At 37.7% G+C, this 20,014-nt stretch carries 19 protein-coding genes and 1 other annotated feature; of the genes, 14 read left to right on the top strand and 5 right to left on the bottom strand.

The features are described from left to right. Positions 1-161: 161 nt before the first annotated feature. Entirely contained in the window at positions 162-788 is a 627-nt protein-coding gene (locus Q0371_RS03940) for a hypothetical protein (protein WP_298468544.1), read from the bottom strand. Positions 789-1,106: 318 nt separating this feature from the next. On the opposite strand from Q0371_RS03940, the gene Q0371_RS03935 reads away from it, so the two are divergent. From Q0371_RS03935 to Q0371_RS03920, 4 genes are read left to right on the top strand one after another with little or no spacing between them, the layout of a single operon-like run. Beyond that, on the top strand, positions 1,107-2,753 hold the full coding sequence (locus tag Q0371_RS03935) for a methylmalonyl-CoA mutase family protein (RefSeq protein ID WP_298468542.1): 1,647 nt from the start codon (positions 1,107-1,109) through the stop codon (positions 2,751-2,753). After that, entirely contained in the window at positions 2,740-4,899 is a 2,160-nt protein-coding gene (gene scpA / locus Q0371_RS03930; protein ID WP_298468539.1) for a methylmalonyl-CoA mutase, read from the top strand. Before Q0371_RS03935 ends, scpA begins: the two co-directional genes overlap by 14 nt. Beyond that, the gene (meaB, locus tag Q0371_RS03925) at positions 4,899-5,990 is read left to right on the top strand and encodes a methylmalonyl Co-A mutase-associated GTPase MeaB (RefSeq protein WP_298468536.1); all 1,092 of its coding nucleotides are present in this window, start codon (positions 4,899-4,901) and stop codon (positions 5,988-5,990) included. The genes scpA and meaB overlap by 1 nt, the downstream gene beginning before the upstream one ends. 41 nt (positions 5,991-6,031) lie before the next feature. Beyond that, positions 6,032-6,472: a BrxA/BrxB family bacilliredoxin gene (locus Q0371_RS03920; RefSeq protein WP_169358196.1), complete on the top strand. Its 441-nt coding sequence runs from the start codon at positions 6,032-6,034 to the stop codon at positions 6,470-6,472. A gap of 60 nt (positions 6,473-6,532) precedes the next feature. On the opposite strand, the gene prli42 is transcribed toward Q0371_RS03920, so the two are convergent. Continuing rightward, positions 6,533-6,628, bottom strand: a complete 96-nt coding sequence (prli42, locus tag Q0371_RS03915; RefSeq protein ID WP_151109618.1) for a stressosome-associated protein Prli42 — start codon at positions 6,626-6,628, stop codon at positions 6,533-6,535. A gap of 130 nt (positions 6,629-6,758) precedes the next feature. On the opposite strand from prli42, the gene mce reads away from it, so the two are divergent. From mce to rnz, 7 genes are all read left to right on the top strand, one after another. After that, a complete protein-coding gene (gene mce, locus Q0371_RS03910) occupies positions 6,759-7,169 on the top strand; it encodes a methylmalonyl-CoA epimerase (RefSeq protein ID WP_169358197.1) in 411 nt (136 codons plus the stop codon). 3 nt (positions 7,170-7,172) lie between these two features. After that, positions 7,173-8,720: an acyl-CoA carboxylase subunit beta gene (locus Q0371_RS03905; RefSeq protein ID WP_169358198.1), complete on the top strand. Its 1,548-nt coding sequence runs from the start codon at positions 7,173-7,175 to the stop codon at positions 8,718-8,720. Positions 8,721-8,736: 16 nt separating this feature from the next. After that, entirely contained in the window at positions 8,737-9,849 is a 1,113-nt protein-coding gene (locus Q0371_RS03900) for a M20/M25/M40 family metallo-hydrolase (RefSeq protein ID WP_298468522.1), read from the top strand. A 21-nt stretch (positions 9,850-9,870) separates the two neighbouring features. Next, complete coding sequence (locus Q0371_RS03895; protein WP_298468521.1) at positions 9,871-10,359, top strand: chemotaxis protein CheW; 489 nt, start codon at positions 9,871-9,873, stop codon at positions 10,357-10,359. 116 nt (positions 10,360-10,475) lie between these two features. Continuing rightward, positions 10,476-11,717 (top strand): DNA polymerase IV, encoded by a 1,242-nt coding sequence (locus Q0371_RS03890; protein ID WP_298468518.1) that lies wholly within the window; start codon positions 10,476-10,478, stop codon positions 11,715-11,717. 37 nt (positions 11,718-11,754) lie between these two features. Next, positions 11,755-12,615 carry a YitT family protein gene (locus tag Q0371_RS03885; RefSeq protein WP_298468515.1) on the top strand — a complete coding sequence of 287 codons (861 nt, stop codon included), beginning with the start codon at positions 11,755-11,757 and terminating at the stop codon, positions 12,613-12,615. Between the two features lie 192 nt (positions 12,616-12,807). After that, positions 12,808-13,752, top strand: coding sequence for a ribonuclease Z (gene rnz / locus Q0371_RS03880; RefSeq protein WP_298468512.1), 945 nt, complete (start codon positions 12,808-12,810; stop codon positions 13,750-13,752). Positions 13,753-14,569: 817 nt separating this feature from the next. On the opposite strand, the gene proC is transcribed toward rnz, so the two are convergent. Next, positions 14,570-15,382: a pyrroline-5-carboxylate reductase gene (gene proC, locus Q0371_RS03875; RefSeq protein ID WP_298468511.1), complete on the bottom strand. Its 813-nt coding sequence runs from the start codon at positions 15,380-15,382 to the stop codon at positions 14,570-14,572. A gap of 269 nt (positions 15,383-15,651) precedes the next feature. Continuing rightward, positions 15,652-15,861 (bottom strand) — a binding site (T-box leader). A 120-nt stretch (positions 15,862-15,981) separates the two neighbouring features. Here proC and Q0371_RS03870 point away from each other — a divergent pair. Together Q0371_RS03870 and Q0371_RS03865 are read left to right on the top strand one after the other, a co-directional pair. Beyond that, positions 15,982-16,926 carry an MBL fold metallo-hydrolase gene (locus Q0371_RS03870; protein ID WP_298468508.1) on the top strand — a complete coding sequence of 315 codons (945 nt, stop codon included), beginning with the start codon at positions 15,982-15,984 and terminating at the stop codon, positions 16,924-16,926. Then, positions 16,913-17,665 (top strand): SDR family NAD(P)-dependent oxidoreductase, encoded by a 753-nt coding sequence (locus Q0371_RS03865; protein ID WP_298468505.1) that lies wholly within the window; start codon positions 16,913-16,915, stop codon positions 17,663-17,665. The genes Q0371_RS03870 and Q0371_RS03865 overlap by 14 nt, the downstream gene beginning before the upstream one ends. Positions 17,666-17,714: 49 nt before the next feature. Here Q0371_RS03865 and Q0371_RS03860 read toward each other — a convergent pair whose 3' ends face one another. Beyond that, positions 17,715-17,879: an aspartyl-phosphate phosphatase Spo0E family protein gene (locus Q0371_RS03860; RefSeq protein WP_251552987.1), complete on the bottom strand. Its 165-nt coding sequence runs from the start codon at positions 17,877-17,879 to the stop codon at positions 17,715-17,717. A gap of 232 nt (positions 17,880-18,111) precedes the next feature. Continuing rightward, the gene (locus Q0371_RS03855; RefSeq protein WP_298468498.1) at positions 18,112-18,807 is read right to left on the bottom strand and encodes a peptidase E; all 696 of its coding nucleotides are present in this window, start codon (positions 18,805-18,807) and stop codon (positions 18,112-18,114) included. Between the two features lie 111 nt (positions 18,808-18,918). Here Q0371_RS03855 and Q0371_RS03850 point away from each other — a divergent pair, with 111 nt between their 5' ends. Then, a complete protein-coding gene (locus tag Q0371_RS03850) occupies positions 18,919-19,323 on the top strand; it encodes a VOC family protein (protein ID WP_298468496.1) in 405 nt (134 codons plus the stop codon). Positions 19,324-20,014: the final 691 nt, after the last annotated feature.

Below are 20,014 nucleotides of genomic sequence, written 5' to 3'. Positions count from 1 at the left end.
AAACAAAGCTGAAAAACTGTCACCAACCCCAATTTCATCATCTATTTATGTTCTTTATAGCGATTTGAAAGTTCCTTTGTTTATGTTTACAATCACTATAAAAAAAGAATTGTTAGCCAAAGTCATAATAACTTTAATAAAGCTTAAATTTAATACGATTTTCATTTACCTTTAAAAAGAGGGAAAATAAATTCTTTTAAGCTGATTATGCCAATAAGGTAAATAGAAATCCCCATAAAAATCCCTTGAATTCTAATTGAGACAATCAGTTGTTCTCCAATCCATATGAAAGAAATAAAACAAATGGAAAGAGAAAGAAAACAAATCATTAAGCCTAGGATTTTCTTTTTATAAAGTAGAAAAAGTGTTGTAAGAGCAAATCCTTCTGGAATATGATGCAGTACTGTAGAAACAGTAATGGATAAAGGGAACGAATCATTATGAAGTAACGAGCCAATGGTCAGACTTAAGGGAATCGTATGTAAAAATAGTCCAATAATCAGAGGACTTATTGTACGCGTTTCATCATTTGCAGCGTGTCGATGTGGAATCATTAAGCTATACAAGCAATAACCACTAATGAATCCTAAAAACAACCCTAGCTTTTCAAAGGAGTCGAGAGCTTCTGGAACAATTTCAAATACCAGTAAGCTGATTAATAATAATCCACATAACAACCCGAATATTTTTTCATATTTTTGGTGAAGTATCCCATACACCATATAAGCAGCTACACATCCTATTGAAAGGCTAAGAAATAAAATAAAGCCTAAAAAGATTACTGTCATTGTTGACCTCTTTCGATTTAAAGTTTTACATTAATTTGAGTTAAATCCAAATTAAAAATGTGATAAAACGTTTTATATAAACTGATATTTATTAATCAGTTTTGTTTTTGAATAATTATAGGAATAGAGAAATGGATTCAATTATTGTTTTATTTTCAAATTATATGTTCGAACGCTGATGCACAGAAGACAATCGGACTGTTTAGGAAATTATCCTTAATATACTGATAAGTCATTAAATCACTTTATTACCTTGAATCACTCATGTAGAATAGATATATAACAATAATTATATAAGGGGGAAGCGAAAGCGTTCATATGACTATAAACGACATGAAGCAAACCAAATTTAATGAAGCAAGCTTTACGGAATGGGAGCAGGCTGCAGTAAAATCATTAAAGGGTAAATCGTTAGAATCTTTAGAAACCAAGACATTAGAAGAAATTATATTGAAACCGCTTTACACATTAGCGGATTTGGAAAATATCCCCGACGAACAAACTAAAACTGTAAGAGAAAGTAAAGAATCAGCAAGCTGGAAGGTTGCACAGCAATCAGTAGGATTAACATCAGAGGAAATCCTATCTGATCTGAACGAAAGCCTTTCCAAAGGAAATAATGTCATTAATTATAAAGTAGAGATTGAGCACAAGTGGAATGATTCACAGCTTCAGGAGTTGAAGGAGCTTTTCCAACATTATGAGGTGTTACTTGATGTAAAAAATGATCCAAGTTTCTTAAAGCACTTTGATTATTTAAATGGTTCTATAATAGGAGCAGAAGAAGAGTTTAAAGGAGCTCGTACATTACATTTAGATGGCTCCAAGTTACATAAGGCTGGTGGGGATGCAATTAGCGAATTAGCGAGCGTATTAGTGCAAGCGGATACATTTGTGCATCTTCATGGTATCGAGAAAGTAGAAGAAAATGCTTTTGTACAATTTTCAGTAGACACTAATTTCTTTATGGAAATTGCAAAGCTGAGAGCTTTTAGAATACTTTGGAAGGCGTTTGGAGAAGCATTTGGTAAAGAAAATGCGAAGGCTATACCGGTATATGCAGAAACCTCTCTCCGGTCTTTCTCAGCACTTGATGAAACAGTAAACTTATTGCGTGCTGGTAACAGTACATTGTCTTGCGTATTGGGTGGTGCAGATTTTATAAGTGCATATCCATATAATTATTTAACTGGCACAACTGAAACTTCTAACCGTATTGCTCGCAATATGCAACTTGTACTAAAGGAAGAAACACATATTCAACGTGTAATCGATGCAGCTGGAGGCTCTTTTTATATTGAGTCATTGACTAATCAGCTTGTTGAGAAGGCTTGGACATATTTTATTGAGCTTATGAAAGATAGTTCCCCAGAATCGAGAGAAAGTATGCTGCTTCAACGAGCTCAAGAGAAATGGGAGCTACAGTTAAAGGCAGTGTCATCTCGAAAAAAATCTCTAATCGGTACGAATAATTATGCTAACCCCGATGATGTAATAGAAAATCCGGTTAAACATACGGACTATAAACGTTTAGCAGAACCTTTTGAAGACCTACGAAAAGCTTTTAAACAGTTTCCACTTAAGGCTGCCATACTTCCTTATGGTGTTCTAAAGGAGTATAAGCCTAGACTGGACTATGTTAATGGCTTTTTGAATGCGATCGGAATTACTCCCGTCCTTGCAGAAGCCAATTTAAAGCCATTTGATTTACAGCAGTGGATCGAGAATGACAATATTCAATATGCTGTTTTTGTAGGTAATGATGATCAAACAGCTGGACTAGTACCTGCTCTATTGAATGAAAAGCTTTCCGTGCCATTAGATGTAGCAGGGAAGTTCGAGGAGTATGAGGATTGGTTAGAAGCAGGGCTCTCTGGTTCTATTTATGCAGGACAGTCTCTTCTTATAAAAGGAAAAGAATTACTGGCACTAGCTCAGAAGGAGGGTTCACATGACAACGCCTAATTATGAAGCTGTTTCTATAGAAGAAGTATTAAAAAAGGCTGGAAATAAAGTAGACAGTCAACATGGTTCCTTTATGTCTAATGAAGGAATCGAATTAAAATCACAATACATGATGGAAGATCTAAAGAATGTAAACCATATAAATGATCTGCCAGGAATAGCTCCCAATACACGTGGACCTTATCCAACGATGTATGTGTCGAAGCCTTGGACCGTTCGACAATATGCAGGGTTTTCTACAGCGGAAGAAAGTAATGCATTTTATAGAAGAAATCTAGCAATGGGTCAAAAAGGTCTGTCTGTAGCTTTCGATTTGGCTACACATAGAGGGTATGATTCTGATCATGAGCGAGTAACAGGCGACGTCGGCAAAGCAGGTGTTGCAATTGACTCGGTGGAGGACATGAAAATCCTTTTTGATGGTATACCTTTAGATCAAATGTCTGTTTCCATGACTATGAACGGCGCAGTATTACCTATTATGGCATTTTACATTGTTACAGCAGAAGAGCAAGGTGTTACACCGGAACAGCTTGCAGGAACGATCCAAAATGATATTTTAAAAGAATATATGGTACGTAATACGTATATTTATACGCCGGAAATGTCTATGAAAATAATTGCTGACATTTTTGCATATACAGCACAGCACATGCCAAAGTTTAATTCCATTTCTATTTCCGGCTACCATATGCAGGAGGCAGGAGCAACAGCTGATATCGAGTTGGCCTATACACTTGCTGACGGATTAGAATACGTACGTACAGGCATAAACGCAGGTATTGAAATAGACTCATTTGCTCCTCGACTGTCGTTCTTCTGGGCGATTGGTATGAACTATTTCATGGAAGTTGCAAAAATGAGAGCAGCACGAAGAATTTGGGCTCAGATGATGAAGAGCTTTGACCCTAAAAACCCTAAATCTTTAGCTCTACGTACTCACTCACAAACTTCTGGTTGGAGCTTAACAGAGCAAGATCCTTTTAACAACGTGACTCGTACTCTTGTAGAGGCAAATGCAGCAGCAATGGGACATACTCAATCCCTGCATACAAATGCTTTAGACGAAGCGATTGCACTTCCAACAGACTTTTCCGCTAGAATTGCAAGGAATACACAGCTTTTCTTACAGGAAGAAACAAACATGACAAAGGTAATTGATCCATGGGGCGGTTCTTATTATGTAGAAACGTTAACAAATGAATTGATGGAGAAGGCTTGGACTTTAATAGAAGAAATTGAAGAATTAGGCGGAATGGCGAAAGCGATTGAAACAGGGTTACCAAAGATGAAAATCGAGGAAGCCGCTGCTAAAAAACAAGCCCAAATAGATTCTTCAAAAGAGATTATCATTGGGGTGAACAAATACCGTCTTGAGCAAGAGGATGCCATCGACATCTTAAATATTGATAATACAGTTGTTCGTCAAAAACAAATGGAACGCTTGGAACGTGTTAAGTCTAATAGAGATGAAAAAGCTGTTCAAGAAGCCTTATCAGCATTAACTGAGGCTGCTAAAATGGGTAATGAAAATCTTCTAGCTGCAGCAGTAAATGCCGCTCGCCAAAGAGCGACTATTGGGGAAATATCAGATGCGATAGAGGTTGTGGCAGGTAGACATAAGGCGGTGATTCGCTCAGTGAGTGGTGTATATAGTGCTAATTTTAGTGACGCAGAAGAAATTGATTCTGTGAAGCAAATGGCAGAGGATTTTAAAGAAAACGAGGGTAGACGTCCTCGAATTTTAATCGCAAAAATGGGGCAGGATGGACATGACCGTGGCGCAAAAGTAATTGCTACAGCATTTGCTGACTTAGGCTTTGACGTTGATATTAGTCCACTATTCCAAACTCCTGCAGAAACAGCTCAGCAGGCAGTTGAAAATGATGTCCATGTAATTGGAGTTAGTTCGCTTGCAGCAGGACACATGACCCTTGTACCAGCATTGAAAGAAGAACTTGCGAAACTTGGTCGTGAGGATATTTTAATCGTTGTTGGTGGTGTTATCCCAGCACAGGATTATGCTTTCTTACGCGAAAATGGAGCTTCTGCTATATTTGGTCCTGGTACTGTTATTCCGGTCGCAGCTCAAAAAGTTATCGAGGAAATTTATAAGCGACTTGGCTACGAGGAAGTGGAAGGCTAATGGCAGATGAGGAAAAGGTAACCTCTTCTTTACATGTCAAGAGCGGTGTAACATCCCAACACGACGGTATGGGAAGGTCTTCGGTTAAAAAATTTTCAAGGAAGACTACTCTTTCTATAGATACTGAAGCGTATAGTTATGAGATTAAACAGGGCTCTCGACTTCACTTGGCCAAAGCGATTACTTTTATTGAAAGCACTACCTCTGAGCAACAAACGATAGGTCAACAGCTTTTGAAACAATTGTTACCTCACACTGGTAATAGTATTCGCATAGGCATAACTGGAGTGCCTGGAGTAGGAAAAAGTACGTTTATTGAGGCCTTTGGAAAAATGTTATGTAATTCCGGTCATAAAGTAGCCGTCCTGGCAATTGATCCAAGTTCATCCCTTACTGGTGGAAGCATATTAGGGGACAAGACTAGGATGGAAGAGCTGGCAAAGCATCCTAACGCTTTTATACGTCCTTCACCTTCTGCAGGTACACTGGGAGGCGTGCATAAAAAGTCTAGGGAGACTATGCTGCTATGCGAGGCTGCTGGATATGACGTCATATTAGTAGAAACAGTAGGAGTCGGTCAAAGCGAGACTATCGTTAGGGGAATGGTAGACTTTTTCTTACTTCTTGCCTTGACGGGTGCAGGTGATGAATTACAAGGAATGAAAAAAGGAATTATGGAGCTAGCAGACGCAATCGTCGTCAACAAGGCAGATGGCGCTAATGAAGCCTTAGCCAAAAAAACGGTAGCTGAATATAAACAAATATTACATTTTCTGGCTCCCTCTGCTCCCAATTGGACAACCCCAGCGCTTGCGGTATCCTCCTTACATGACCGAGGTCTAGATAAGGTGTGGGAGACAATTAAGAGCTTCGAAGAAAAAATGAATTACCAGCATTTTTGGCAAAAGAGAAGAAAAGAACAAACGATTGATTGGTTTAAATCAATGATTGTAGATCGATTGTATGATGACTTTTTTGCCTCAATTGAAAGAAAGCAGACGATGAAACAGTTAGAACAACAAGTAAGAGAAGAAAAAATCACTGTTTCTGATGCTATTCAGGAGTTATTTTCCTCGAATTCATATAAATAATCTGATAAACTTAGTTTGAATTGAAAAAGGAGAGCTGTCAAATGAATATGGATTTTAACTTATTAATGAACGATATGATTATACAAGCGCGTAGTGAAATGGAAAACAGTGGCTATGAACAATTAACTACTCCGGAAGAAGTAGAAGCTGCTTTCGCTAGAAAAGGTACAACTCTAGTAATGATCAACTCTGTTTGTGGATGTGCTGGCGGCATCGCTCGTCCTGCAGCTGCAAATGCTGTGCATTATGACAAACGTCCTGATCATTTAGTCACTGTATTTGCTGGTCAAGACAAATTAGCTACACAACAAGCCCGTAATATGTTCGGAGATGATCATTTGCCTTCATCCCCATCATTTGTAATGTTAAAAGATGGACAAGTAGTAGCAGAAATAGGTCGTCATGAAATTGAAGGGCATGCCCCAACCTCAGTCATTACACATCTTCAAGGTTTATTCGAAGAGTATTGCGAGGAAGTATAGTCTACAAAAAAACAGCGGAAGCATAAATTGCTACCCGCTGTTTTTACATTCATTTATTTCCTATAATACGAAGCTTAGACCGAACAATAATGTGGACATTACCATGACAAATATCATGAGATATACAATAATCTTACGAAATGTTTGATTGCGCATTAAATTCTCTCCTTTTGCTTGTACTCCTATTTTATCAAAATTGAAAAAATGCACAAGAGGTAGAGATTTTTTTTTGTAATATATGTACAATAGTATAGTGAATAGTCAAACAATAGAGGATGTGCAAACAATGGAAAAGGTAGACCATATCGGAATTGCTGTAAAAAGCTTAGAAAACTCTTTACCATACTATACTGAAATTTTAGGCTTGAAACTTATACATATTGAGGAAGTAGAATCCGAAAAAGTAAGAGTAGCTTTTATCGACAGCGGAAATGTCAAACTAGAGTTACTGGAACCAATTGATGAGACTAGTACCATTCACGCCTTCATCGAAAAAAAAGGTGAAGGAATTCATCATGTCGCCTTCGGAGTGAAAAACATTCAGGAGCGACTAGATGAGTTAAAGGAAAAGGGAGTTCGTTTAATACAAGAGACTCCTAAAATTGGGGCAGGAGGGGCTGAGGTTGCTTTCATTCACCCTAAATCTTCTGGTGGAGTTTTATATGAACTATGCGATAAATCAAGGGGAGCGAAATAACTAATGGATATCTACGAAAAAATTAATGATCTATATGACCGTAAACGTAAAGTGGAATTAGGTGGAGGAGACGAAAGAATAGAAAAACAGCATGAAAAAGGGAAGCTGACTGCTAGAGAAAGAATTGAACTGCTAGTAGATGAAGGATCTTTTGTTGAGTTGAATCCATTTATAAAACATCGTACGGTTGACTTTGGCATGGACAAGCAAGAGGGGCCAGGAGATGGTGTTGTTACAGGATACGGAAAAGTAAATGGTCGAGCTATATACCTATTTTCACAAGACTTTACTGTTTTCGGCGGGGCACTAGGAGAGATGCACGCACTTAAAATTTCTAACGTGATGGACTTGGCTGCTAAAAACGGTGCTCCGTTTATAGGTTTAAATGATTCAGGCGGTGCACGTATTCAAGAAGGCGTTGTTTCTTTAGATGGATATGGACAAATTTTCTACCGTAATGCTATCTACTCCGGTGTTATTCCACAAATATCTGTAATTCTCGGACCTTGTGCGGGTGGAGCGGTTTACTCCCCAGCTATTACAGACTTTGTGTTTATGACAGATGAAACAAGCCAAATGTTTATTACAGGACCTAAGGTAATTGAAACAGTTACAGGAGAGAAGATATCTTCAGAAGATCTTGGGGGTTCTAAAGTACATAATACGATTAGTGGTAATGCACACTTCCGCGGTAAAACAGAAGAAGAAGTTTTACAAAGTGTAAGACAGCTATTGAGCTACCTTCCACAAAGCTTTGAGGAAAAACCACCAGTTCTAGAGCCATTAGAAGAAGACGATGACCGTCCAGATTTAGCAGACATCGTACCTTTTGAGGCAATTCGTCCATATGATATTCGTAAGGTAATCGATCAGGTTGTAGACAAGGATTCATTTATGGAGGTTCATAAAGAGTTTGCAAAGAATATAGTTGTAGGCTTGGCTCGTATTAAAGGAGAGGTTGTAGGATTAATCTGTAACCAACCGAAAGTTATGGCTGGTGGACTCGATATCGACTCGTCTGATAAGGCGGCTAGGTTCATTCGCTTCTGTGATTCCTTCAATATTCCATTAATCACGTTTGAAGATGTGACTGGCTTCTTCCCAGGCATAAAACAAGAGCATGGTGGTATTATACGACACGGTGCAAAGATTTTATTCGCTTATTCGGAAGCTACAGTTCCAAAGATGACTGTTATTTTACGTAAAGCATATGGTGGAGCATATGTGGCGCTTAACTCTAAATCTATCGGGGCAGACCTAGTTTTTGCTTGGCCAAATGCCGAAATTGCGGTTATGGGGCCACAGGGAGCAGCAAATATTATTTTTGCTCGAGAAATTGCCTCTAGCGATAATCCTGAACAGGTTCGTGCTGAAAAGATTGAAGAGTATCGTGAAAAATTTGCGAATCCATATGTAGCAGCTTCCATGGGGATGGTAGATGATGTTATTGATCCGAGAGAGACTCGCATCAAGTTAATCCAAGGGCTAGAGATGATGCGTAACAAGAAAGAAACTAGACCTAAGAAAAAGCACGGGAATATCCCATTATAAAGGAGTCTTTTACAAGATGAATCGTTTAATAGAAGAATTTTTTGAGTTAGTGAAGATAGATTCTGAAACAAAGCATGAGCAAGTTATTGCACCAATTTTAAAGAATAAGCTCGAGCAGCTCGGTTTTTCAGTTCTGGAAGATGATTCAGCACAGAGAACTGGACATGGAGCTGGTAATTTAATCGCTACCTTGAAGGGAAATAAGTCTTCGGCAGATAGCATCTACTTTACTACTCACATGGATACGGTTGTGCCAGGTAAGGGAATCCAACCAGTTATTAAAGAGGATGGCTATATTTACTCAGATGGTACCACTATACTAGGTGCTGATGATAAAGCAGGGATTGCAGCATTATTCGAAGCAATACGTCGTTTAAAAGAGCAGTCCATCGAGCATGGAGATATACAAGTGGTCATAACTGCTGGAGAAGAAAGTGGCCTAGTTGGAGCTAAGGAAATGGACCCTTCCTTGCTAACTGCAACTTACGGTTATGCAATAGACAGTGATGGAGAAGTAGGCGGTATTGTTACTGCAGCACCTTATCAAGCAAAGCTTTGGACTACCATTACTGGAAAAACTGCGCATGCCGGTGTTGCTCCTGAAAAAGGTGTTTCAGCGATTACATTAGCTGCTAAAGGAATCGCAGCTATGAAATTAGGTAGAATAGATTATGAAACAACTGCTAATATAGGTCGCTTCGAGGGTGGTCAGGCAACAAATATTGTTTGCGATACTGTTCATATTTTATCAGAGGCTCGTTCTATCGATAAAGAAAAGCTAGATGCACAGGTTGAGCATATGGTAAATACATTTGCAGAAAAAGCAGAGCAATTCGGTGGAAAAGCTACTACGGAAACTAAATTAATGTATCCTGGCTTCCGTTTTGAAGAAAATCATCAAGTCGTGCAGGTTGCAAAGCGTGCGGTTGAAAATATAGGAAGAAAAGCCGATATAAAAACAAGCGGTGGTGGTAGCGATGCCAATGTAATAGCTGGCTTTGGTGTACCAACAGTAATTCTTTCAGTCGGTTATGAGGAAATTCATACCACTAATGAAAGAATGCCAGTGGAGGAACTTGAAAAACTAGCAGATTTACTTGTAGAAATCGTAAAGGTTGCCGCAGAATAATGCACCAGGAGGTTTTAATCCATGTCTTCTCAAAAGGTAGTTGTGTTTCAATCCGGAAATGAAGAATATGCAGTATCTATTGATCATGTAGTTTCTATCGAAAAGCTAGATAAAGTTAATCCTATCCCTCATTTACCGACTTATTTGATAGGATTGATGAAAATTAGAGGAGAACTTGTGCCTATAATTGATTTTGAACAGATTCTATATAATCAGAGTGGTCTTATGAATGCTAATGCCCGTGTTGTTACGATGCATACGGAAGAAATGTCAGTTGGTATTCTTGTAAAAGAGGCAAAGGAGATTTTAGATATCCCTTCTGAATCTTTAAAACAGATGGGTATTATGAATTATTCTAAGACAAAATATTTCACGAATATTGCTAATCTTGAAGATAGAATGATTACAATTATAGACCCTTCTATTTTAGTTCGTTCATTAGAAGGCATACAAGATATACAATCTTATTTAGAAGACAATAAAGGAAACCTTGAAGTAAGTAGTATATAATATTAGACATGGGTAAGTTCTGTTTTTCGATTGGACAGTGGAAGGTAGCTATTAAATGGCTACCTTTTTTCCCTTTTATTTTGAAGGAGTTAAAGATGTAGAAGAGGTGAAGAGACTTGACTAAACGAAACAGAATCATTTTTCACTTAGACATGAATAGCTTTTATGCATCTGTAGAACAAGCACATAACCCTTCTTTAAAAGGTAAGCCAATCGCAGTCGCTGGGAATCCGAAGGAACGTAGAGGAATATTAGTAACATGCTCCTACGAGGCAAGAGCAAGGGGCATTTATACAACCATGTCAGTATGGGAGGCCAAAAGAAAATGCCCGGAGCTAATTTTATTGCCTCCTAATTTTGAAAGTTATAGAGCCGCCTCAAAAGCAATGTTTGATATATTACGGTCTTATACTCCAATGGTAGAGCCTGTCTCTATTGATGAAGGCTATATAGATTTAACCGATGTTGATATACAAGATGATGCAGTAGCATTTGCAAAATCCATTCAACAAAGAATATTGCGAGAGTTAGATTTACCTTGCTCTATTGGCATTGCTCCTAATAAATTCTTAGCTAAGACAGCCTCCAATATGAAAAAGCCGATGGGTATTACTGTTCTAAGAAAACGAGAGGTCTCACAACAACTATGGCACTTACCAGTAATCGAAATGCATGGCGTTGGGGAAAGCACCTCTAAAAAACTAGAATCATTGGGTATTATAACCATTGGAAATATAGCTAGTGCCAATCCTGAAATTTTAAAATCTAAGCTAGGTAAAGCTGGTGCTAGGTTATATAATCGTTCTCATGGCATAGACGATCGTGAAGTAAACCCAGAATCTATTTTTGAAACAAAAAGCGTAGGTAATTCTACTACATTACCATATGATGAAACAAATATGGATGAGCTTCAAAAAGTGCTCAGAAGACTATCTGGGAAAGTCGCGTCACGGTTAGAATCTAAAAACCTCGCTGGACGTTCTATCACCATACATATTCGGGATGCTAGTTGGAAAAATAAAACGAGAAGTAAGACTGTAACTAATCGCCTCTTTAAAGAGGATGAAATATTTCAGCTAGCCTTTCAATTATTTGAATCAGCTTGGGATAGCGAGCCTATTCGACTGCTTGGCGTCACAGTTAACAATGTATTTGATAAGGGAGAATCAGTAGAGCAATTATCTATTTTTAACTATGAAGAGCATGCAAAAGAGGAGCCAATATTAAAGCTTGTGGAGCAGCTTCAGACTAAATTTGGAGCTGGGATTATTAAAAGAGGTATCAAGTTGGATAAAAAACCTTCTTTTGAATCTAAAACAAGTTTTAGTAAAGACTTTTTAGACGACCACGAAAGATAAAAAATCAATTTAATAAGAACAGGGGTTTTACGAGTAGATGAAGAAAACAAAAACACCAGAAATGATAGGCAGAATCATTATGATTATTATAGGGGCTGTAATTGCTGCCTACGCACTAGAAGCAGTATTGATTCCAAACTCAGTAATTGACGGCGGCGTGACAGGTGTCAGTATCATGGGGAATTATTTATTTGAGATCCCTTTAGGAATCCTACTATTTATATTAAACATTCCTTTTATTTATTTAGGTTATAAACAGGTTGGTAAGACGTTTGCTTTATTTAGTATCATTGGTATCGCCGCATTATCAGTCTCAACTGTTTTGTTACATCATATTAATCCAATTTTAAGCGCGAAAGACCCGTTACTTGTTGTATTATCAGGTGGTGTAATGCTTGGGGTAGGTATTGGTATCGTCCTTCGTAACGGTGGTGCACTTGATGGAGCAGAGGTACTGGCCGTTCTAGTCTCACGTAAAGTACCATTTTCAGTGGGGGATATAATATTATTTATTAATGCATTTATCTTTGTTGGTGCAGGGTTCATATATGGTCTAGAGAGTGCACTGTATTCTGCTACCACTTATTATATTGCTAAAATAGTCATTGACGTTATTCAAGTAGGTCTTGAAAAATCCAAATCTGCTAGGATTGTTAGTAAGCATTCAGAGGAAATTGGAGCAGCTATTCAGGATAGACTTGGTCGAGGGGTAACCTATTCGAATGGAAGAGGCGGATTTACCAACGAAACAATTGACATTGTTACGTGTGTCATTACTCGAATGGAAGAAAACAAACTAATTACAATTATTAAAGAAAAGGATCCAAGTGCATTTGTAGTAATTACCGATGTAGCTGAGGTTCGCGGTGGCAGTTTCAAAAAGCGTGACATTCACTAATCAAAAACCGTTAAATGAGTCTAAAACTCGTTTAACGGTTTTTTGTAGCTATCTATAGGTTATGATATATATTTTAGGAAACAATAGCATGTTTGTATAAGTGCTAATCATGAACATACTATTGTCCCAAGCGCTCATAATGTTAAAATGATATATAACGAAGATTATATAAAATAAGGAAGTTGGATATATATGCAAATTTTGTTTTTAGGTACCGGAGCAGGTATGCCCTCTAAGCAACGTAACACAAGCTCAATGATTTTAAAGCTACTGGAGGAAAGAGGGACTTATTGGATGTTTGATTGTGGGGAAGCAACCCAGCATCAAATTCTTCGCACAACTATTAAACCGAGAAAACTAGAAAAAATATTTATCACTCATTTGCATGGAGATCACATTTATGGTTTGCCAGGGCTGCTAGGCTCTAGATCTTTTCTAGCTGGTGACGAGCAGCTAACTATATACGGTCCAAAGGGTGTAAAAGATTGGTTAGAAGTTACTTTATTTACGTCCCAAACTCGATTAAAATATCCTCTTCAAATCGTAGAGATAGAAGAGGGAATAATCTTTGAGGATGAACAGTTCATTGTAGAAGCAAGAATGCTTGAGCATGTTATTCCTTGTTATGGGTATCGTGTAACCCAAAAGCAACTTCCTCCTGAGTTACTAATCGAGAAGGCGGATGCTCTAGGGGTTCCAAGAGGTCCATTATTACGGCTATTAAAATCCGGTGAGGATGTTATATTGCCAGATGGGAAAACAGTCAAGAGCTCTGATGTAACAGGACAACCCAAAAATGGGTTTAAGGTTACCGTTTTAGGTGACACGAGACATTGCGAAAATTCTATTCTTTTAGCAAAGGACTCAGATATATTAATACATGAGGGTACCTTCGACACTGGGACGGAGGAGCTTGCCAGAGAATATGGGCATTCGACAATTACTGATGCTGCAAATGTCTGTGAAAGTGCTGGGGCTAAGCATTTAATAGTCAACCATATTAGTGCTCGTTTTATGGCAGAGGATTTGAAAACCTTGCTAAATCAAGTTTCTTCCTATAATTTCGCTATTTATATTGCAGATGATTTTAATGAGTTCAATTATATAAACGGTCAATTAGAAAAACTGGAAAATTAAACATACCAACATTAGTAGTACAAACCAAAGTCATGGTTTGTGCTACTATTTTTCTATAGTAGAAAATAAGGAAGGTCGACCCGCCTGGGGACGATATAAGAGTTCCTATTATAAATAGACCAGCTTCATCCCTAGTTTGAATGTTTTTATTTGTTTTGGCTATGTTAAAGAGTAGGGTTGATTTATGATACAAAGAAATCATTAAAATTGATTTCCGCTCCAGCCGGACGCTTTCCTCGGGGTGAGCGATAAGCCATCACCCATCGCTTACGCGCGTGGTTGTGATGTCTTATCTGTCTCACTCATCCCGTAGGAGTCGCCGTCTGGCGCTCCAATCAATAATAGGAACATCTTTAATACATCGATAAATTGCTTATAAATTTACTTGCAGAAACAAAGCCGAAAAACATCACAAATCCCAATTTCATCATTTATTTATGATCTTAATAGTATTTGAAGGTCACTTATATAATGTTTACAGTCACTATAAAAAGAATTGTTAGTCAAAATAAACCCATAACTTTAACAAAGCTTTTATTTTTAATCCAGATGATTTTTTGTAAGACATCTCTTCGATTTTATTGTTCGGAGAGGAAGCGGCGACTCCTGAGGGAACAGCGAGAGCTGAAAGCCTAAGCAGGAGCAGAGCAACGAAGAGGTTGAAGCCGTGCCCCCCGGAAAGCGCCTGCTGTAGCGGAAAACAACTACATATCATAGGAGTTAGAAGCCCTGAGCTTTTTATATTGAGAGAATTGCCTCAGCTTTTTTTCTGACAGTAAGTCTATGGATGGTTTCTGATCACCATTTTTTCGTTTCCCTATTCAAATTGTTTCCCAAGAATTCTTGATTTTTGCTGGGCTGCATCTATGCATGCAAAAATAGCCTCGTCGACCTTGTGTGACATGAGCTGCTCAATGCCTGCCTCTGTTGTACCTCCTGGACTCGTAACCTTTCTTCTAAGCTCAGCAGGCTCCACACTGCCGTTCATTAGCATATGTGCTGCCCCCTTCATCGTTTGAAAGAACAATTGACGGGCATCTTCCTTACTTAGCCCGTGCAAAACAGCCGCTGCTTCAAATTGTTCAGCAAAATAGTATAGATACGCTGGTCCGCTTCCAGACAGGGCAGTTACTACATGCATATCCTCCTCTTCTACTAGCATGACAGTTCCTATTGATTCTAATAAGTTTATTATTACCTTTTTAGATAGGTCATTTATTTTGTCATTACAGCAAAGGGCAGAAGCACTCAAACCAACAGAGGCAGAGGTGTTAGGCATAACACGTGCAATTGGCCGCTCTCCAAGATACGACTCTATTGTTTGGATGGAAACACCCGCAATGACAGATACAATTGTAGCCGTCTTATTTATATATAAAGAGATATCTTTGCAAGCGTCTATGGCATCTTTTGGTTTCATAGCAAGAAATACAATGTCAGCTTTTTGCAGAGCAAGCTTTTCTGAGCACATAATATCGATTTGGTACTTTGATTGTAAATACTGAAGGTGTTTCTGATCTGATTTATTCATCACACAAATGGAATCTGGAGAGACTTTATTTTCCTCCAATAAGCCGTGGATAATAGCTTCAGCCATTGAACCAGCGCCTACAAAAACTATGTTAGTCATACATTTATCCTCCTTCAAGTTAGTTTATCTCTACAATTTTCCTTTATTAATAATAAGCAAACGTTAGATAACATTAAATTATCATCTAAATATCCTTTCAATGATCAACAACGAGTTATATCATATGGGGAGTAATAGGATAAAAAAAGAATCCTTCTTATTGCTTTGAATAGGGAATTCCATATCCAGTACATGTATCATTTTTTGAAAGTCTTCCATCTACTCACCCCTAGATTTGAATATAAAAAAACGCTCCCGTCCCTATATTAAATAAGGACGAAAACGTTTGATTTCCGCGGTACCACCTAAGTTTGCTATAAAATAGCACATCTTTTTCCTTCTTATCGCGAAGGTCACGACTATGTTTACATAGTTGCTCCGAAGCAGGTTCCTTATATGAGAGGGAGATGAAATTTTCAGCAGGCATTTCACTCTCTTTACTCCATCATATATGTACTAGTCTTCTTCATAGCAAGAATTATCTGAATTAATGAAATTATAGAGGTCATTTTACAAAAAGTCAATCTAATTTAGTGACTCCTAACTTATTAACCTGTAAAATAAATGAATAGTCATTCATGTAAAGGAGAAACACAAAGATGATACATAAGATAATTATTCCGACTCCTTTTGCTGTAGGGGATGTTAATGCATACCTTATAAAAGGAGACGTACTTACTCTAGTAGATGCAGGGCCAAAAACGGAACAAGCACTAGTAGCTTTAAAAAATGGTATAAACGAAGCAGGTTATGAACTCGATGATATAGAACAAGTCATCCTTAGTCATCATCATCCTGATCATTCGGGTTGGATCGAGGCGTTTGAAAAAGCCCAGATTCTAGGACATGAATATAACCAAGTGTGGCTAAGAAAAGACCAAGCATTTTTATCTTATCATGATGAATTTTATTATAAATGTTTGGTCGAGGAAGGTGTTCCTAAACAATACTTAAAATGGATTGAAAAGATGAGGAGACCATTAAATTTCATCGGTAATCGTTCATTAGATGCGGTGTTGAAGGAAGGAGATACCATACCAGGTCATCCATATATGCAGGTTTTAGAAACTTTGGGTCATGCGCAGAGTCATATTTCCTTATGGGACGAACAAAATGGGGTGTTAATTGGTGGGGATTTAATCCTTGAAAAAATTTCTTCTAATCCATTAATAGAACCACCGTTGGACAAATCCGCACCTCGTCCAAAATCGATGCTTCAGTATAATGAAGCGTTAAAAAGAGTGCAAGCATTGGGCGTTCAAAAGGTATACAGTGGCCATGGAAATGAGGTATTTGGAGTCGCTGATTTAATATCTTCTCGTTTAGTAAGACAACGGGAGAGAGCATTACATGTTCTTGAAATGATGAAGGATGGGGAAAAGACTATTTTTGAACTAACTCAGAGGTTGTTTCCAAAGGTCTACGAAAAAGAGCTTGGTTTGACATTATCTGAAACCATCGGTCAAATAGATTATTTAATGGACGAAAATCTCATTCAAGAAAAGCGGACAGATGAAGGGATTCTTTTATATGAACAAGCGTAAGAGGATTCTCATTACTGGTGCCACAAGTGGAATAGGATTTATGCTGGCGCTACAACTGCAAAAGGATGGTCATCAGGTTTATGCAACAGGGAGAAATACTAATGCCCTAGGTCAGCTGGAAAAGCAAGGAGTCCATGTCCTTGTTGCTGATTTAACGAAAGAAACGGCTTATGAAAATCTCTTTGAGAAGGTGGAAACTCCAGATGTTGTCATATTAAACGCAGGCGTGGGTACCTTTGCTTATCTAACAGATTTAAAGGAAGAACAGATAGATCAAATGCTGAGTGTAAATGTAAAAGCACCTATTATGCTCACCAACTATTTTGCAAGGCTGATGAAAGAGAGAAATTCGGGACATTTTATATTTATAGCATCACAGGCAGGTAAGGTTGCCACACCTAAGGCTTCTGCTTATGCAGCATCTAAGCATGCAATCATTGGGTTTGCAAATGCAGCTCGAATGGAGTTAAAGGAATATGGTATTCATGTGAGCACTATTAATCCTGGTCCGATAGATACTCCATTTTTAGATTTAGCAGACCAAACAGGGGGCTACCGTGAGAAAATGAGCAAACATTTGCTTTCTCCTCAAAATGTCGTAGATGCTATTAAGAAAGTCATTGATAAGCCTGTTAGAGAGGTAGATTTACCTTTTTATATGAGTTTCACTAGTAAGTTATATGCTGTTTTTCCTAAAACCGTTGAATTACTAGGTAAAAGCTTTTTCAATAAAAAATAACGAAAAAACCAATCAATGCTTAGCAATAGTTGATTGGTTTTTTGTATGATCAAGATACTTTTCCTTGATAAACATTCAGTAGTTGATCGAGCTCTTGGCTACATGCTACTACAACAGGATGAGTAAACCCGAGACTTTTTGCTTTTTTGTACATATCATTTCTTTTACTAGTTATTAAGATCAATAAAGATGTTTCATGCCACTTGGTTTCCACTGATATTTTCCTCCGTTTAACAGATTTTTACTGTAATAGTTTCTTGGTATAATGATGAACTTTTTTTATTGTAAAGTATCATTAATGAAAAATTTGTCAAACTGTGGAGGAAACTAAAATATTTTTTATTTTTTTATTGTATTTATGCATCTATGTAGTAGAAATGTTGCTTCCTTGAACTCTAACAAAGAGAATTTGACTAGTATTTTAAGATTCTTGTATATAGCTATTATTAACCTAGGTACTTAGTACTTATTTCAAGTTCTTCAACTGCATACTCCATGCTATTGACAAAATACGCTTTACGGTCAATACGAGAACTAACGGACATATGTAATTGCTCATCCACGAAATGTAAAGCAACTCCATCTTCTACTGCATAACCAGGTTTCATTTTGTTTTCAGCAATCATTTCTTTATAAGCTGGTCTTCTTTTACTTTCTCCATCGTAGTGTGGACAATTACTTCCTTTTAAAATTCCAAGACAGTCAAGCTTATATAACGGACCATTTAATGGATCGGTCAGTCCTTCCTCAAACCAGCAGATAGAACCTGCACTAAGACCTGCTAAAATAATTTCTTTTTTATATGCTTTTAAAAGAATAGAATCTAGTCCCCATTCCTGCCAAAGCACTAACATATTTCGAGTATTTCCTCCACCGACATACAGAATATCTTGCTCCAAAATAAACGCTTCCAAGTCACTAAAGTTGGGCTCGAACAAGGAAAGATGAGAAGTCGAGCACTCTAGCTTATTAAAAGATTCGTAAAACCTGTTTGTGTAGTTATCTTGATCCCCACTTGCAGTTGGTATAAAGCAAACCTTAGGTGATTGCTTCTTTGCTTGCTCTAGTATGTATTGGTCTAACAGTGGATTGTCGGGCTCCATGGAGAAACCACCACCGCCCATTGCAATAATTTGTCTCATTTAAACACTCCTTCTATGGTTAATAGTTATTGTTCTACATAAGTTCATTCTAATGGTGGAAGTAAGGATTTTATATTACATGATACAATTTATGGAAAAGGGGACAGTGCGATGAATCATTGGCAAAATAGCATAGCTCAAATTAGAATTGCAAGACCTACTGATAAGTTAAGTCAGGTTGTTGATTTTTACCATAAAGGCTTAGGATTAAAAATAATTGGAAGCTTCAAGGATCATGACGGCTACAATGGGGTGATGATTGGTTTGCCAAACAAGTTGTACCACTTAGAATTTACTGCTCATAAGGACGGTTCTCCATGTCCTAGTCCGTCTAAGGATAATCTTCTCGTTTTTTATATACCTCAAAAACTCGTTCTAGACACTCTAGTTAATCAATTAATTGATATGGGATACCTTACTGTCTCATCAGAAAATCCATATTGGGAGAAGAATGGGGTTACATTTGAAGATCCAGACGGGTGGAGAGTGGTTCTCATGAACGATTCAGGAATCTGACATATTAAATAGATTGCAAATGAAGAAGCTGGGAAATAAAGCATAGTTGTTTTCCGTTCCAGCGGACGCTTTCCGGGGGCACGGCTTCAATCTCCTCGTCGCTTTGCTCCTGCGGGGCTTTCAGCTCATGCTGTTCCCCCAGGAGTCGCCGCCTTCTCTCCAAACAACAATAATAGAGAATTTTTATTAAAAAATATGTTACCGAAAATAATAAAGACGTGAAATCAAGTTGCTTATTTGACGTCTTTTAATTTATTGATTAGGTATGTCCTAGCCTCTTCAATTTTATATACAACAGGACGCTCCTACTAACACCGCACATCTTTGAGACGAATGTATTTTTATTTAAGAATGCCAGTCGTGTAATTATAATTTTTAGATAATGAAATATTATCATAGTATTTAAGCATTGTGAACAGCGTATGACGACTACTGGTCTTGGGGAATTCATTATACATATAAGTTATGTTGGTTTAGTAATGCTGTACAATCATCTATGAGCAAAAGATTCTATTTAAAGAATAGTTTTTTGTTGACTTTATACCTATAGGGGTATAGTGTAAATGAAGAAAGTAAGTGAAATTAAACCTGATAATTAATCTTTTCAAGAACATTTTCATGTATGGATTGCAGTAGCAGAAGTTATTAGAACTGGCTTACGTAAGCAATGCGTGATGACCAGAGCAGAATA

The sequence above is a fragment of the uncultured Psychrobacillus sp. genome (assembly GCF_938022135.1).
GTDB lineage: Bacteria > Bacillota > Bacilli > Bacillales_A > Planococcaceae > Psychrobacillus.
This window is presented reverse-complemented; position numbering and strand designations above follow the sequence as displayed.